Below are 16,160 nucleotides of genomic sequence, written 5' to 3' on the forward strand. Positions count from 1 at the left end.
TGTCCTCCCCCTAGACTTGCACCGTGGCAACACCCATCATGGCTTCTGGTGTCAGTAAATCAGCCAATTGGGTCTCGTTCATACCTTCAGTCCCCGCTGGACGCATGGGCAACACCCACCAGCGAATCTGAGCACTGCTATCCCAGACCCGCACCTCCACAGAATCATCTAGGGTGACGCCAAATTCTTTGAGGACCACACGGGGTTCCCTGACCACCCGCGCCCGGAACGTCGGATCTTTAAACCAGTAGGGGGGTAAGCCCAGGGTGGGCCAGGGATAGCAAGAACATAAAGTACAGACAATAACGTTATGGACCTCGGGGGTATTCTCAACAATCCGCATATGCTCTCCTTCTGCCCCGGACATGCCTGCAGGAAAGTCTAGTTCTTGGCAGGCGGCATTACAATCGGCCAATAACCGCTGTTTGAATTCTGAATCCACCCAGGCTTTGGCCACCAGTTTGGCCCCGTTAAACGGTCCCATTTCCGTTTCAAAGTAGCCGAGGATTTGATCGACAGTATTGCCTGTGATAATCCCTTTTTCGATCAGCAAGGATTCTAGAGCCTTAACCTTGGCAGCACTGTAGGTTTCCCGATCGGCACCGTATTTAAATCCAGGGTAATTGCTAGGCATAATCTAGGCGGCTTCCAAATAAACTTCAAAAATATCGTTGTAGTAAACGGAATTGGGCTCTGTCAGAGATTCAGTCCAAATATCTTGGGGCTGGAACAGCAGGCTATACACTGGCATGGGCGTGCCAATCCCATCTTCAGTGGGGAAGAAGTAGGTGAAGGCCCCTTCATAGACCAAGACCACCACCGCTTCTCTATCTCGCAACTGCCCAGGCAAGCGACTATGGGCACCAGGATGAACGTTTTTGACCTTGACGCGATCCCCCACCTTAAATTTGGGTGGGGCCGGGGCTGGCCGCATCGGTGAGTCCCCTTCTCGTAGGTATTTATCGACCTGGGTATCGATGCCAGCTTTGCCACCTTTGGGAAGGGGAGCAGCAGCTTTCGTGCTGTCTTCTAAAAATTCAGCGGTGCGGGTATCGAGTTCTTCTTGGGTAAAGTAGCCCTCTTCCACAAAGAAGCCCGAAATCCCCCCCAGCCATTTTTCGTAATACCGCAGCCGAAAATACTCAAAGGGATGCATGGCTTCAGCTCCTTTGCGGAGATGCCCCCAGGTCCAAAAGCTTTTAAATTGGGTGGGAACTTTGGCAATCTCATAGTTCGGCAGTGAGGTATCCAGGTGATTGCTCAGGGCCATCATGGCCGTGTGGATACCAAAGATGCGCTTTTCCCAGGGTTCCACAAACACCTGTTTTTCAACGTTGATGGGATCGAGCCCTTCCAGGCCCCCCAGATTATGCTGTAGTTTCATGCGTATACCTCTGCGGTCAAGGTTGGGGAAAGGGGCTGGGCCAAACAGCTTAGGAACTCGTTACGGAGTTCGGCTTCATCTAGATTTCTGCCGATAAAGACCAATTCATTGCGGCGGGTTTCCCCCGGACGCCAGGGTTTACCGGGTCTGCCGTCTAAGGTCATATGCACCCCTTGAAAAACAAACCGACGATCGGCGTCATCCATATCCAAAATGCCTTTCATCCGAAACAGGTCAGGACCACGAGCTTGGACCAGCTGGTAGAGCCATCGATTGAGCTTGACGCTGTCTACGGTGCCCATCTCGGTAATGGCAACGGAAGTAACGGTTTGATCATGCTCATGGGCATCTTCGTCTAAAAACTCGGGGTCGATACTGAGGGCATGGCTGAGGTTAAAGGCTTGAACCCCCAGGAGTTGTGTGAGGTCAACACTGCAGTGGGTGGTGGGATGTAGGGTTGCGATCGCATTAATGCTCCTTACCCGTTGCGTCAGGGCCGTCAGGATTTCTGGTGATACTAAATCCTGCTTATTCAGCAAAATCACATCCGCAAAGGCAATTTGCTCTTGGGCTTCACTACTGTCCCAGTGGTCCCAAATATGCTTGGCATCTACGACAGTGACGACAGCATCGAGCTGGGTTTGCCGCAGCATCACTTCATCCACAAAAAAGGACTGGATCACGGGGGCTGGATCGGCAAGCCCCGTCGTTTCAATGACTAAGTGATCAAAGCGATCTCGCCGCTGCATCAGGTTGCCAATAATCCGAATTAAGTCTCCGCGAACGGTGCAGCAGATGCAGCCGTTGTTCATTTCAAAGACTTCTTCATCGGCATCAATCACCAACTGATGATCGATACCGACCTCACCAAATTCGTTGACAATCACCGCTATCCGCTGATGGTGCTCTTCTGTCAGAATGCGGTTCAGTAGCGTGGTTTTTCCTGCTCCCAAGTACCCCGTCAAAACGGTAACCGGAATCTTTTGGATCAATGCCATTATGTTCTCCTGCCCTAACTCAATACCGTCATGACTCGAAATCCAATCGTCCGGTTGAGGGCATTGGGATCATAACCAGAACGGCTGGTCGAGCGCAGTCGTTCTGGGGGATCTAACCAGCCCCCACCCCGAATAGACCGCTGTGCCAGGGTATTTCGAGCATCGGTTCTTTGCCACCGATCCGCACACCATTCCCACACATTGCCGTGCATATCGTGCAACCCAAAGGCGTTCGGGGCAAAGCTCCCTACATCCAGAGTTTGTCGCCGATACGTCCCTGCTGCTTCTCCTGCAAAGGTGTAAGTGCCTACATAGTCGGCCCATTCACTGGTGATGGTAGCCCCGGTATGGAACGGGGTATGGCTACCCGCTCGACAGGCCTGTTCCCACTGGGCTTCTGTGGGTAATCGGTAGGTCCGCCCCGTCAGATGGCTGAGGCGAGTACAGAATTCTACCGCCTCTACCCAAGAGATACTCTCCACTGGACGGCGAGAACCCTGAAAATGGGAGGGGGCAGGATCCAGTTCTCGCTTTACTTTTGGTAACGCTGCGACTGCCGCCCATTGGGCTTGGGTAATGGGACATTGACTAATAAAAAAGGCCGGTGCGCTGGTATGCCGAGCTTGAGCGAAATTGCGATGTTTAGAATGAACCCATCTGACCCTGGATTGACTAGATGGGACGGCTACCATGTTTAATACTTGTTTAGAATCTAAGGGCTCTAAAAACAACTGGTTACTTAGCTTTTGAAGGCCAACTAACTGCCCCTTTCTATTAATTTCTGGTGTCTCATACTCAAAGGTCTGTAAATCAACTTCAGCCAAAGGATGAGATTGAAAAAATTTAGAAATCTGAAGCTTATCTTGTATTGAGCAGGCTAAGGAGATGCTCCCAAGTCCAGCAAATTGAATAAATCTACGACGTTTTATCACCTAACTGAACCTCAAGACACGAAGTTAATACCTATCAGCAGTCTTGGCAAAGGATGGAATTATAGACTAGGTAAATATTTCTATAAAAAAGTTCGGTATAGGTTGTTGATCCAACTCTAAAATATTATTTTTTTGTCTGCAGCGAATGTAAGGGAATTACGTCAAGCCATATGTATCAGGTGATACGTTCTCTCCTGATGTCATAAAAATTCAATATAGTAGATAAATTTTATGCTTTTATTTATCAAGTAAAGCAAGTAAAGACAGAGTTGATTTATGCAAAATTAAAATATGAATTCCCTTTCCGCATTATTTTTTTGAACGATTTGACTTTAGGTTTCGAGATTGGCATCTGCCCACCCTTGCTTTTTAGCCAGACACTTTGATATTGAGGCATGATGGCTATAAAGAAAGGTCAGTGCTGCTTTTATTGAACTGGTGTAGGCACAGGGTAATGATGATGAAAATTTGTCTATGCAGTCTGGGGATGCTCCTTGTATCAGAGTCAGTCCTTGCAGCCCCCTGTAAAATTTCTCAAAGTGTCTACCGTGATGCTGACGGCAAAGGTTTTGAATTAGTGTTTGGGGCCCCAAAAAACAGATCACCCTTTCTAGCCTCGGCCACGATCCAACATTCCCAGCAAGATCCGCTGTATCGATTTAACCTAACCCAGGCGAATGGTTATGGCTCCATCTCATTACTATGGCAGCCAGAATCTAAGCAAAAAAGCCAAAGCTTCCGCTTGAACTTTTTTAGCCAAGACTTTCAATCGGCCACTCCTGTGATCTTTGGGCGAGAGCCGCAAGCCCCAAAGTATGCCTTTATTACAAACTTGGGAAGTTTTGACTACTATCAACGTCGAGGTCAAATCTCAGACCAAACCCCACCCCAAATCGCAGACATGATGTGGGTTCATGATCGCTGTGTGGGCAGCAATTAACCCTAAGGATATTGGTAGAGGATTCTCGCCTGTTGGACGGTGATGGTTTCACCTTCCACAAAGGTGGCTCGCTCTATTTCGACCAGTCCATAATTCTCAAATTCAGCCAGTTCCAGGGGCGACAAGGGCCAGGGAGGCCCCTCACACGCTTGTTCATCGGCACGAATTCGGGTGACGACAAGGAGCTGGCCTGTTTTGGCAACGAGTGGTGCGATCGCACCCACGACTTGCGGACGTAAAGGGATGGGCAAAGCTTGAATATTGCGGCATTCATATACCAAATCAAACGCCTGGTTCCAGCCGAAATCTAGGTGGAAAAGATCAGCGACTTGGTAGTCCACTGCCGAGTTCGGGAAGCGTTGGTGGCACCATGCGATCGCAGTCGGTGATACATCAAACGCAGTCACCTGATACCCGTGGGCTTGCAGAGCCTCAGCATCATTTCCCAATCCACAGCCAATCACCAGGGCTTTGCTCTGGGCTGGGGGTTGGGGTTGTTCTGGTAGCCATGCTTGTAAATAAGGATGAGCCGTTGCTTTGGCCCAAGGCACTTGTTCCGTATTGCCATTGGCTTGAGCATATAGAGGCTCAAACCAAGCATAGGGCTGGTTTTGGGCTTGGGCTTCCGAGGCTAAAGATTTAACCCGATTTTGCACAGAGGGGGGCTGTTCTTCAAACATCTTCTTTTAGGGTTTCTTCTCAAGTATTGCAGGGCAGACTAGTAATGAATGATCGAACAAACCAGCTTTGGGGGCAGGTATGGCGAATTCAGAGCATTTTCAGATTCTGGAGAAAGGGACTGAAGCCTGGAATCAATGGCGGCAGGATAATCCCACGGTTAGTCCAGACTTACAAGCCGCCAATCTAAGCGGGAAAGACTGTTGCGAGATTAACCTCAGTGGAGTCAATCTTACCCAAGCCAACCTTAGCCGTACTTTTATTCGTTGGGCCAATCTCAGCCAAGCCCAACTGGTCGGCGCACAGCTAACAGGTACAGATTTAAGCGGTACCAACCTGGAACATGTAAATCTCAGCCAAGCCAACCTGCAAGGGGCAACCATGCGATGGGTCGACCTCTCTTTTGCCAATCTCACCCAAGCCAATCTTCAGGGAGCAACCCTGAGTGGTTCTAACCTCTGCCACTCCACCCTAGCGGAGACAGATTTCAGGCGGGCTGAATTCCGTTGGGCCGATATGCGAGGCGCTGACCTATTAGAGGCTGACTTAACTTGGGCTGATCTACGAGGGGCTGACCTCAGATCGGCTGCCCTTGAATCAACAATCGCCATTGCCGCAGATTTTACTCAAGCCATTTTTACCGGGGCTTGCTTGCAGAATTGGGAGATTAGTATTGAGACCAAGCTCGATGATACTGAGTGTCTTCATATTTATCTGCAAGCAGACCAACAGGATCGCCATCCCCCCGAGGGGGACTTTACAGCTGATGTATTCAGAAAGCTGGTGCAGCCCAAACTGGCAACCGTAGATTTAGTCTTTATGGACGGGATTAACTGGCTGGCTTTTCTAACGGCCTTTCAATCCCTTTGTACCGAATTTAAGCAGGATGAGATTGAAATCCGCGATATTGAAAAAAAACATGGCGGGACTTATAGCATTCGTCTAAAAGTGGATCACCAGTCAGATCCTAAGAATATTGAAGCCTTTATCAAACAGGCCTACGACCAAAAACTCCTAATGGCTGATCAAGTTTAGCCTCAGAACACTATCAAAGTTGTCTGAAATCAAGCATACTCAAGTATCTATCCTACAGAGGTAAATTTTTCAGGAATATGGGTTGCTTTTTATCCCAACGCGAATAATGCTGATATTGATGCTACAACCGTACTTTTCTTTGATCAATATCGATTCTCGGTATAAATTATCCGTGAATAGTAGAGGGGACAATTATGGGCGCATGGGGATATGGCAACTTTGAAAATGACGATGCTATGGACTGGGTAGCTGACCTAGAAGGCTACTCAGACGATGGCATGATCATCGATACGCTCAACACCATTATTGACCAAGCAGATGACTATCCCGAAGCCCCAGAATGTTCAGGCGCTGTAGTAGCAGCGGAAGCCGTTGCAGCCCTTTTAGGGGAACCCCACGAAGATTGCCCGGATGAAATTGATGCATGGGTTGAGGAGCGAACTTCCCCTTCAGCGACGTTGGTAGCTAAGGCGAGGCAAGCAGTGGAAGTGATTATGTCTAATTCTGAGCTTAAGGATTTATGGCAAGAGTCTGAGGATTTTGAGGCGTGGCAGTCGAGCTTGGAAGATTTACTAACGCGATTGCCCTATTGATAAAGTCGCTATCTGAAACAGTCAAGACATTTGTACATGAATCAGGAGAGCACCCTCAATTACTCGTGGTTACCCTCCTGATTCGGCAATAGAAGGCAATGCTGATAATCTTCTCTCAACTTAATGAACGGCCAGGTTAGAGTTCATTTGAACAAAAACCAAAGCCAATAAGATTGCGAGCGCTACCAGCAACAGTGCTCTTCTTTCTTGGACAGACAGTTTCCCACAAGGTCCATCAGGTGGTGGAGTGACAGGAGTCGTTCTGCGGCCCCCAGTTCGCGGAGGAACTGGGCGCACAAACGGCTGCACTTCACGAGTGAGCCGATTGGCAGATGACACCGATGGAGTCCTCCCCCGATGGGGTGGCCGGATTCTAGAGGGACGACGGGCTGGACGACTCATCGGCGACCAATCCTTCTAACGTCGCCATCAAAGGTAGGAACAGATAAGACGAAGGGATCGGTTGAATAGGTTAATGCCTGTTCTTCTAGAATTCCAATTGCAATTTCTTCACCCATTCGTAAACTGTCGTAGTAGTCAGTGAAATAATGAACCCCTGCCATATCCCGGCCAATGGAGATATTGGCTGCAAGTTTGTTCAGCTCACCTTCTAGAGTTAGGAAGTGGTTTGGCTTAAATGGCTTTAAATCGTCCTTAGGAACACCTTCTCCTGGTCCAGATCCAGGTAGATCAGGCGCGCGAAAAGCAATAGGTTTATCACCATTTTCCAAACGTTTAAACGCAATACTTTGACCTGATTTTGCCAGTACTGCACTAGTGTCAAAGAATGCCTTGAGAATAGTCACACATGCCCCTGCCACAGTAGCATGACCCGCTCCATATGCCGGATGCATTGGCGAGCCTTCAGGGAAAGCCATTGGTAGTAAATAATTCCCCCCTAATGCATTCAGTGTTGGCTTTAATGCATTTGAGAATAAACCAATATACTTCTTCAGAACTTCTGGAACAGTGTCTTTGTCAGCCTGTGAAAGGCCGTCAAAGCTATTAACCAGCTCAATTCTTGCTGCCAGTGCTTCTGGGCGTAAGCGAATATGATTGTTGAATTTCTGAAAACGTACTGCTTTAAGGGCTCGTGTGGCTACTTCTGTCACCAATGTGAGAATATGCGGACCACCGTAAAGAGCAAATCCCCCAGCATTCCGACGAGACTCAAAACTACTTGCAGCAGCACCAACTCCGGAAAGGTGGTCAAAACCGGGATCAAAAGGTGTTCCCATCTCTAACAGGATAATGCAGGCGTTCAAATAAGCTTCGTACAAGGCATCGTAATGAACGTAAGTTGAAAGGTCTCTGGGGGTCGATATAAAACGACGGGGTGGACGATTGGGTTGAGCAACAGAGCCCCCATTCGTGGAACCATAGGTTTCTCTTGGTGGACGAATACCTCGCTGTACCTCAACATATTCAGACATAGACCTCATATAGTCCTTACCTGGTTCTGCAATAGGTACCCTTTGATTGATTTGTAGAGCTCCATAGGTAATTAGCCCATCTTCTACTTTGCCACCACCTATACCATCAGCATCTCGATTGAGATCCGTATTACCTATCAGTAGGAACTGGGACAAGTAGGGACCAGCTTCTACCCCTGGAGACGAACCTCGAAATACCGTTTGGGCATCCAGTTGCCCCGAAGTATTAACCTTACGGGGGCGGCCTGTTTGATTTGAAATATAACTGAGGGCATTAAGACGATCTATTGATTGAGTGATAGCAGCATTAGACCTTCCATTCTCAAAATCATTGAAAGGTTGATCCCGAAGTATCGCCAATTCATACACTTCTGCCATTTCCAAAACTAGTTCTGGATTAGGGTTCCCGTTCCCATCAAGTAAAGGCGGGGCTGGAGGCATGGTTACAGCCTGGGCATCAGGTCCTTCCAAGTCAAAGACAACTCCAGCAGTGGGAGCTTCCCATTGTCGGAAATTATTGGGGGGATCACCATCAACTTCTCTGTCAACTCGTTTAACTTCCCCACCTTCAACTTTATATAAGGCACCATGGCGTATTAGATCAGAAGAAAATGGATCGATAAAGCCATCATCTATTGCACGACGGAACTCGACGAAATCTTTTGGATCACCTAGTAATCCAGTTTCCTCATTGTGTGGAAGTCCTTTTGTAAAGGACATGAAATATTTAGCACCAGCATATCGTTCTTCATCGCCGTTGGCCTGATGGTCAGGATGATTTCGACTTCTAGCTAGCTCTGCGGCTTCAACTCGAACTGCATAGGAATCTTGTCGACGATCTGTCATAGAAATCTTCCTTTAGTGTGTGTAGAGTAGTCAGTTATGTACTTCTGGATAAGCTGTCAGGGACAACCAAAAAAATTATGCGATATTCGTAAAACATCACATTTGAGAAAGTGGTTTTAGGGTTTGCCCTTACTGATAAGCACTAGAGAATAAATATCATTGGCTAACCCTATTGATGTGATATTCAGCTATTCGGTAGCTCTTAGACCTAACTGCTTTATCGAAGAATTAAGAGAGATAGAAGCATCGCCGAATTGTGGGTTCTCTACAGTGTTGAGATTATCTTCACAATAGCGGGTGAGATAGTGTTGTTCTTATTGTTAAGTTCCAATTTCTATCATGTCTGTGAAAAAATGTTTAACACTTGATTATGGTTAGATAAATACCAAAAACTTATGCCTTTGGTGTATTTATTGTATGACCGTTTATTCCTTGATTTGTTTCTGCATCGTTAAACAAAAATAAGCACTGAAGGTGTTGGCAAAAAATTGCTTGCATAATGATAGCTAGGCAGATTACGGCCTGAGCTATATTCTGGGAGTGAATTTGTGCCGATCGAAATAGGTCCCCTTGTTGGAGCAATTGCAAAGGTTGCAGCGCCCATAGCAGTCAACAAGCTGCAACGCACTGAGGCAGTGATTAAGCTGCTCAAGCAATTCAACCTAGATCCTGAACACCCTCCTGAAGAATTTAGTAGTGTGTATGCCTACGCTCTGGTGGAATATGGTGTGGGCAAACCTAAGCCGATGTTGGAGCTATTGCGTCAAGATATACTCTAGGCGGCTAAGATATTAACTTTCTTAAAAGACTGAAACTTGAGTGATAGTAAGGTGGTGAGTTTCGCCTTATGCTCTCCATTACACTGGTCGATGCACTGTTGAATGGCCCCTTTGAAGGCGGGAAAATCAGCATAATACTTTGAATAGAGACATTCCTTGCGTACAAAACGCCAGAGTCGCTCAATCAAATTCAAATGGCGTGAATAGGAGGGCAGATAGACCAGCTCAATATCGACGATCTCGGCAAAGTCCGTTACAAGCTGACATTTCTGGTATCGCGCATTGTCTAAAATCACGCTGATGGGTATGACTGGGTCAAGTAGCGCCAGCTTGGCCAGTAACAGGCACATACTGTGAGAATTGATATAGGTGTGGTTGGTAACGCTGACTAGGTCTTTGGTGATAGCGTCGAGCGCGCCCAGGACATTGAAACGTTGGCGACCAGAAGGAGAAGGGATGAAGATCCGAGTGATGCACCAGACAAACCCTAGATAAGCACGGTGAACAAAGTGAGCAGCATCCACAAAAAAGACAAGACGCTCTTGGCGTTGAGCTTCCTCTAATAAGGGTTCAAGGCGAGTGTGTCGAAACTGCTCTTGCTCCTCAATTTTCTCGGGCAGACTCGACTTTCCCGGCACATACCCCACTTTTCGATAACGACAACCGATGCGTTTGAGGAAGGCTTTGATTTGGGTGGGACTGCGTTTGATGCCTGTTAATTGCTCAATGACCGCTTGAGCTTCTGCACTGGTGCGGGGAGGATGTTGCTCAAAGTAAGCTCTCACACTATCGCTATGAGCGTTGAGTAGACTCGGTTGACCTTTATATTCAAGGGTCTTCAGCCCTTCAATCCCTCCTTGTTGATACTGACGAAGAGTTTTGGCTAAAGTGGGGCGACTAATCTGACAAAGCTGGCAGATCTGGGTATGGGAAAGACCTTGACTCTTCAAGTAGAGCACTTCCATCCGTCGCTGCACCCGTGGGTGAGGGTGATGATAGCGTTCGTAATTGAGTTGTTGGATTTCCTCTGCGGTGAAATCAATTTTAATCATGGGAGTGGAGGATAGGTGCGGGGATACTCCCAGTGTGCCAAATCTCTCTACCACAATGTTAAGTCACAAGTCGTCCGCAGTATAAAATTCGCCAAAGTTTTCGGAAGTCTTTTGAGAACAAAGATCCTTTGATCTTGCTGGCTGAAGGAGAAAAAAATATTCAAGTCCATGAATTAGAGAGTGACTTTGAATCAGAGGGAATTGATTACCAACTTGAATTTGCCAATTTCACTACAATTTTTTTGAAGGTGGCAAATCAGACTAGAACGCCTGCAGATGTCAGACGAGATCAGAATATTTCCAGTCTTCGAGATGGCTTAGATCGGGTGCAAGAAAGACTTAATCGGCTACCTACTGTGGAAGCGATGCGGGCAGAGATGGCTCGCTTGGTTTCTCAAGATGGACTTATGCTGCCGGGCAGTGACTCATCCCCCCAAGAGAGTTGTCGAGCCTATGGGTTGGCTCAGCAAATGCGGGGGTGGTTTGAGACGCTGGACTATGAGTTTGAGTCTTATGAGGCTTGGGAAACAGACTATTTTGAGTGGATTATTACCTATCGAGTGAGTCGGCGGCGATTTAATCGGGTGCTGGTGAGGGGGGTAGATGGCGAAGGGGGGGTTGCAGATATTAAGGCTTTAGCACAGTCGGTTGAAAGCCAACGTGCCGATGAAGGGTGGCTGGTCAGTAGTCGTCGCATGAGCGAGGCAGCCAGGGAAGAGGTGGCGCAAACTGAGAATGAGCATTTGGAGTGCTACACCTTTGATGAATTGCTGGATCAGGATGCGGATTTTAGTGGCTATTTGACTTGGTTGGAGTCGGAGATTCAGCGTCGGCAGATTGATGAGCAATATGTGCCCCTGGCCTGTACAAAGGAGGAATTTAGTCCTCAAACCCAACAACGAATTGCGTTAAGTCGATATGGCGAAGCGAATGGTTGGATTGATGGCTATGTGGATGTGTGGCTGGATGACCCTGCCAAGGAACATATTTCTGTATTGGGAGAGTTTGGGACGGGAAAGACTTGGTTTACACTGCACTATGCCTGGAAGGCTTTACAAGACTATCGCGAAGCACAGCAACGAGGAACTGAGCGACCGCGATTACCTTTAGTGATTCCGCTGCGAGATTATGCCAAAGCGGTAAGCGTGGAGTCACTGTTTTCAGAGTTTTTCTTTCGCAAGCATGAGATTCCGATTCCGGGCTATTCGGCTTTTGAGCAGTTGAATCGAATGGGGAAGCTGTTGCTGATCTTTGATGGCTTTGATGAGATGGCAGCGCGGGTCGATCGGCAACAGATGATCAATAACTTTTGGGAACTGGCCAAGGTAGTAGTGCCAGGGTCTAAGGCTATTCTGACCTGTCGGACAGAACATTTCCCGGAAGCCAAGGAAGGGCGGTATTTATTGGGTGCTGAGTTAAAGGCTTCAACCGCTGCCTTGACAGGGGAACCGCCTCAGTTTGAAGTGCTGGAGCTGGAAAAGTTTGATGAGAAGCAAATTCAGCAAGTGCTGTCCTTTCGGGCAGATGAGAAATCCGTGCAGCAAATTATGGGCTATCCCCAGCTTATGGATTTGGCTCGTCGCCCAGTGATGACGGAACTGATTTTGGATGCACTGCCGGAAATTACTGCGGGTAAGCCGATTGATTTAGCGCGGGTGTATCTGTATGCCGTGCGGCGGAAGATGGAGCAGGATATTAAGGCAGAACGGACCTTTACCTCCTTGGCAGACAAGCTTTATTTTCTGTGTGAGCTGTCTTGGGAAATGATTTTGTCGGATCAGATGCGGCTAAACTACAAGCTTTTCCCAGAGCGGATTCGGAAGCTGTTTGGTCCGGTGGTGCAGGAGCAAACGGATCTGGATCATTGGCACTACGACATGATGGGGCAGTCGATGCTAATTCGGGATGCGGAGGGAAATTATAGCCCTGCCCATCGGTCACTGCTAGAGTTTTTTGTGGCCTATAAGCTGGTGGCTTTGTTGGGGGTTTTGGCTCCTGATTTTCTGGAGGTGGCAAGGGAGCAAACCCATATCGATCAAGCGTTGCCTGGGCAGGAATATGGCTGGTGGGATTATTGCCAGCGGCAAGTGGATAAGCAGGGTGCCATCCAAAAGATTGCTCCTCTACTTCGGTTTAGGTCAGGAGATCGGGAGAGTCTCCAGCCGCTACTGGTGCCTGCCCCACTGGCTAAGGCAATTTTGGATTTGGCCGTTCCGATGCTCGATTCGGCCCTAATGGTGGAACGGTTACTTCCTCAAATTCAAGCAACTCGGGGACAAACTCAGGAACAGGCAGGGTATTGGGGTGGGAACCTAACGCAGCTTCTGGTTGATAAAAATCCTTGGGCTTTGGAAACCCATGATTTGAGTGATACCCATTTGCAAGGGGTTAATTTTGCCAATGTCAGCTTACTACAGGTGAATTTGGCCAGAGCTAGCTTGGCAGAAGCCCGTTTCAATAAAGTTCTAGCGGTCATTTATACCATTGCTGTTAGTCCCGATGGCCAGCGTTGGGCCATTGGGGAGGATAACGGCAGACTGCAGATGTGGGACGCCAGTACCGGGCGCGTGTTATGGATCCGACAAGAACATTCTGGTGCTATTCGGTCGGTGGCCTTTAGCCCCGATGGCCAGCGGATTGTCAGTGGCAGTTATGACAACACCCTCCGACTCTGGGATGCACAGGGCAACCCCATCGGCCAACCCTGGACAGGCCATACGAATTATGTCTTGTCGGTGGCCTTTAGCCCCGATGGCCAGCGGATTGTCAGTGGCAGTTATGACAACACCCTCCGACTCTGGGATGCACAGGGCAACCCCATCGGCCAACCCTGGACAGGCCATACGAATTATGTCTGGTCGGTGGCCTTTAGCCCCGATGGCCAGCGGATTGTCAGTGGCAGTTATGACAACACCCTCCGACTCTGGGATGCACAGGGCAACCCCATCGGCCAACCCTGGACAGGCCATACGAATTATGTCTTGTCGGTGGCCTTTAGCCCCGATGGCCAGCGGATTGTCAGTGGCAGTTATGACAACACCCTCCGACTCTGGGATGCACAGGGCAACCTCATCGGCCAACCCTGGACAGGCCATACGAATTATGTCAGGTCGGTGGCCTTTAGCCCCGATGGCCAGCGGATTGTCAGTGGCAGTTATGACAACACCCTCCGACTCTGGGATGCACAGGGCAACCCCATCGGCCAACCCTGGACAGGCCATACGAATTATGTCTGGTCGGTGGCCTTTAGCCCCGATGGCCAGCGGATTGTCAGTGGCAGTGATGACAAAACCCTCCGACTCTGGGATGCACAGGGCAACCCCATCGGCCAACCCTGGACAGGCCATACGAATTATGTCTGGTCGGTGGCCTTTAGCCCCGATGGCCAGCGGATTGTCAGTGGCAGTTCTGACAACACCCTCCGACTCTGGGATGCACAGGGGAACCCCATTGGCCAACCCTGGACAGGCCATACGAATTCTGTCAGGTCGGTGGCCTTTAGCCCCGATGGCCAGCGGATTGTCAGTGGCAGTGATGACAAAACCCTCCGACTCTGGGAGGTCGATACGGGTAAATGTTTAGCGGTCGTTCAAACGGGTTTATGTGGTGGCCTGGACTTTAGTGGTGCCCTGGGTTTAACAGCAGCCCAAGAGATGGCCTTGAAAGCAATGGGTGCCTACTGTAACGATTAGGAGTCTCTGCACCTTTGCCAATGCATATACTTCAGCTAGCAAGTCATTCTACTTGCCCCTAGCTCTCCACAATCTCAACGGCGGAAGTCAGTTCCTTTAATTCATCTGCCGACAAATCAGACACGATCGCATAGTGAAACTCACCATCACTCCAAAACACTCCACCCGGTCCATCTTGGATTGCCAGATAGAGCTTCTCTGGCGTGAATTGAGGCAGTTCTGGCCGTTGAGAACGAGCAATTTGGTAAAAAGAGACCTTGCCATGGTGCTCCGTATCGTACATGATCCGGACTCCCTTGGCCTTACCAAACGTGCAAACACTGCCCCCCAATAACTTAGAACTCATCTGGGAAAGAATGGGCATCGCTGAGGGCATCGGGGCCTGCGCCCTGAGTAAGGCAGCTAGCTCCATCGGCTGATTACTGGGGATGTCCACCGCTTTCGGCCCTTTTTTGAGCGACTTGTGATGATCCACCAGAATCTGTTCTACCCCTTGCCAGTTCCGGTTAACAAACGTGTCCGTCGTGGTAATCACCACATTCCTGGGCGTAGTCTGGGGCATCGTCGAGGGCAGTGTAGCCATCAGACTTTTTTGTTCAGCCAATTCCTGGCGAACTTGAGCCAATTGTTGCTGGAAGTGGACCGTTTGCAACCCTAGAGCCACCGTTGTAACGACTGCAATACCACCAAAGATTTTGGCCCAAGGGCGTTGTGAATTTGGACTCGCTTTGAAAGGCTCAGCGGATTGGGTCTGAGCCGTCTGCATCATCCGTTCCCGAGCGGAGGGTTGAGGTTGGGATTCGGCCAGGGCAAAGGGCAATAAATCCAGAGTCTCTTGCAGCCCTGCCACTTCATCCCATAGAGAAGGGTGTTCTACCGCTAACTGCTGAAACTCAGCCATCTCTTCAGAGTCGAGGTTGCCCAGCACATAGCCCGCCGCAAGTTCTTCAAATCGGTGATGGGGGGTTGGATCGACCATAAGATTAAAGCTCCATTTGCGTTCGTAGCGACTGGCGAAGTTGGATCAATCCTTTCCTTGCCCAGGTTTTGACCGTGCCCAAGGGCTTGTTCAATTGCTCGGCAATTTGAGATTGACTATATCCCCCGAAATAACTGAGTTCCAAAACTTGACGATACTCTTCCGGCAGTTCTGTTAAAGCCTGCTGGAGGGCTTGGCGTTTCTCGGACTGACTGGCATGGTCCAAGGGCGTCGGAGAAGGATTAGGGGACAAACTTTGCTGCCACTGGGACAAAATACGACGCCGATTTCCCTTCATTCGCAGTCGATCGATGGCCCTGGACCGAGTCACTGTCGCCAAAAAGCTCGATAAGCTGCCCCGACTGGGATTGTAAGTACAGCGTTCCCACACCCCTAGAAAGATCTCTTGCATCAAGTCTTCCGCTTCAGAGGAATTGCCCAAAATTTTATAAGCCAGGGTATAAACCAAACTGGAATACTGGTCAAACAAATATTCAAGGGCGTCTAACTCCTGTCGCTTAATCGCTGCAACCAGGTCAGCGATATCAGCATATTGAGAAGAGGGAACGGGGCGGTTCTCCTCTGAGGATGGATTGGGTTGGGGAACTTTCAAAAGCATCTGCCCGCAGCATCATTGCACTTATTCTATATACGAGTCAGGTCTGCGATCAGATGTGGGTATCGCCCCATCTTTTTGAACCACATCCAATGGCTCCTCTCGCTCGTATTGAAAATAAGCACAAAAAAAGGGGACAAAATTGCCCCCGAACATCACTTTATTTCTAGGAGTCAGAGTATCATGGCAACTCAATCAAATCG

The 16,160-nt window shown here is 48.9% G+C and carries 13 protein-coding genes and 2 pseudogenes; 5 read left to right on the forward strand and 10 right to left on the reverse strand.

Annotated elements, in window-relative coordinates; genetic code table 11:
• Positions 1-10: 10 nt before the first annotated feature.
• The 4 genes from nthA to AM1_RS05310 are packed head-to-tail and all read right to left on the reverse strand — an operon-like array spanning position 11 to position 3,206.
• Positions 11-634, reverse strand: coding sequence for a nitrile hydratase subunit alpha (gene nthA / locus AM1_RS05295; protein ID WP_012161780.1), 624 nt, complete (start codon positions 632-634; stop codon positions 11-13).
• Between the two features lie 3 nt (positions 635-637).
• A complete protein-coding gene (nthB, locus tag AM1_RS05300) occupies positions 638-1,384 on the reverse strand; it encodes a nitrile hydratase subunit beta (RefSeq protein ID WP_012161781.1) in 747 nt (248 codons plus the stop codon).
• On the reverse strand, positions 1,381-2,382 hold the full coding sequence (locus tag AM1_RS05305) for a CobW family GTP-binding protein (protein WP_012161782.1): 1,002 nt from the start codon (positions 2,380-2,382) through the stop codon (positions 1,381-1,383). Before AM1_RS05305 ends, nthB begins: the two co-directional genes overlap by 4 nt.
• 14 nt (positions 2,383-2,396) lie before the next feature.
• A complete protein-coding gene (locus AM1_RS05310) occupies positions 2,397-3,206 on the reverse strand; it encodes a formylglycine-generating enzyme family protein (protein ID WP_238549170.1) in 810 nt (269 codons plus the stop codon).
• Positions 3,207-3,801: 595 nt separating this feature from the next.
• On the opposite strand from AM1_RS05310, the gene AM1_RS05315 reads away from it, so the two are divergent.
• The gene (locus tag AM1_RS05315; protein ID WP_012161784.1) at positions 3,802-4,254 is read left to right on the forward strand and encodes a hypothetical protein; all 453 of its coding nucleotides are present in this window, start codon (positions 3,802-3,804) and stop codon (positions 4,252-4,254) included.
• Positions 4,255-4,256: 2 nt separating this feature from the next.
• On the opposite strand, the gene AM1_RS05320 is transcribed toward AM1_RS05315, so the two are convergent.
• Positions 4,257-4,934, reverse strand: coding sequence for a class I SAM-dependent methyltransferase (locus tag AM1_RS05320; RefSeq protein WP_012161785.1), 678 nt, complete (start codon positions 4,932-4,934; stop codon positions 4,257-4,259).
• A gap of 79 nt (positions 4,935-5,013) precedes the next feature.
• Here AM1_RS05320 and AM1_RS05325 point away from each other — a divergent pair, with 79 nt between their 5' ends.
• Complete coding sequence (locus AM1_RS05325; RefSeq protein ID WP_041659207.1) at positions 5,014-5,967, forward strand: pentapeptide repeat-containing protein; 954 nt, start codon at positions 5,014-5,016, stop codon at positions 5,965-5,967.
• A 194-nt stretch (positions 5,968-6,161) separates the two neighbouring features.
• Positions 6,162-6,560: a DUF4259 domain-containing protein gene (locus tag AM1_RS05330; protein ID WP_010471683.1), complete on the forward strand. Its 399-nt coding sequence runs from the start codon at positions 6,162-6,164 to the stop codon at positions 6,558-6,560.
• A 120-nt stretch (positions 6,561-6,680) separates the two neighbouring features.
• Here the strand turns inward: AM1_RS05330 and AM1_RS40835 are convergent, their stop codons facing one another.
• Entirely contained in the window at positions 6,681-6,962 is a 282-nt protein-coding gene (locus AM1_RS40835) for a hypothetical protein (protein ID WP_148215675.1), read from the reverse strand.
• The gene (locus tag AM1_RS05335; RefSeq protein ID WP_012161787.1) at positions 6,959-8,839 is read right to left on the reverse strand and encodes a vanadium-dependent haloperoxidase; all 1,881 of its coding nucleotides are present in this window, start codon (positions 8,837-8,839) and stop codon (positions 6,959-6,961) included. Before AM1_RS05335 ends, AM1_RS40835 begins: the two co-directional genes overlap by 4 nt.
• A 560-nt stretch (positions 8,840-9,399) precedes the next feature.
• Here AM1_RS05335 and AM1_RS05340 point away from each other — a divergent pair.
• Positions 9,400-9,609 (forward strand): annotated as a pseudogene (locus AM1_RS05340) (hypothetical protein); the annotation flags it as partial.
• A gap of 5 nt (positions 9,610-9,614) precedes the next feature.
• Here the strand turns inward: AM1_RS05340 and AM1_RS05345 are convergent.
• Entirely contained in the window at positions 9,615-10,670 is a 1,056-nt protein-coding gene (locus AM1_RS05345; protein WP_041659134.1) for an IS630-like element ISAcma14 family transposase, read from the reverse strand.
• 83 nt (positions 10,671-10,753) lie between these two features.
• Here AM1_RS05345 and AM1_RS39670 point away from each other — a divergent pair.
• Positions 10,754-14,362 (forward strand): annotated as a pseudogene (locus AM1_RS39670) (NACHT domain-containing protein); the annotation flags it as partial.
• A gap of 58 nt (positions 14,363-14,420) precedes the next feature.
• Here the strand turns inward: AM1_RS39670 and AM1_RS05355 are convergent.
• Together AM1_RS05355 and AM1_RS05360 are read right to left on the reverse strand one after the other, a co-directional pair.
• Positions 14,421-15,341, reverse strand: a complete 921-nt coding sequence (locus AM1_RS05355) for a hypothetical protein (RefSeq protein WP_012161790.1) — start codon at positions 15,339-15,341, stop codon at positions 14,421-14,423.
• Positions 15,342-15,345: 4 nt separating this feature from the next.
• Positions 15,346-15,960, reverse strand: coding sequence for a sigma-70 family RNA polymerase sigma factor (locus AM1_RS05360; protein WP_012161791.1), 615 nt, complete (start codon positions 15,958-15,960; stop codon positions 15,346-15,348).
• Positions 15,961-16,160: the final 200 nt, after the last annotated feature.

The organism is Acaryochloris marina MBIC11017, assembly GCF_000018105.1.
Taxonomy (GTDB): domain Bacteria; phylum Cyanobacteriota; class Cyanobacteriia; order Thermosynechococcales; family Thermosynechococcaceae; genus Acaryochloris; species Acaryochloris marina.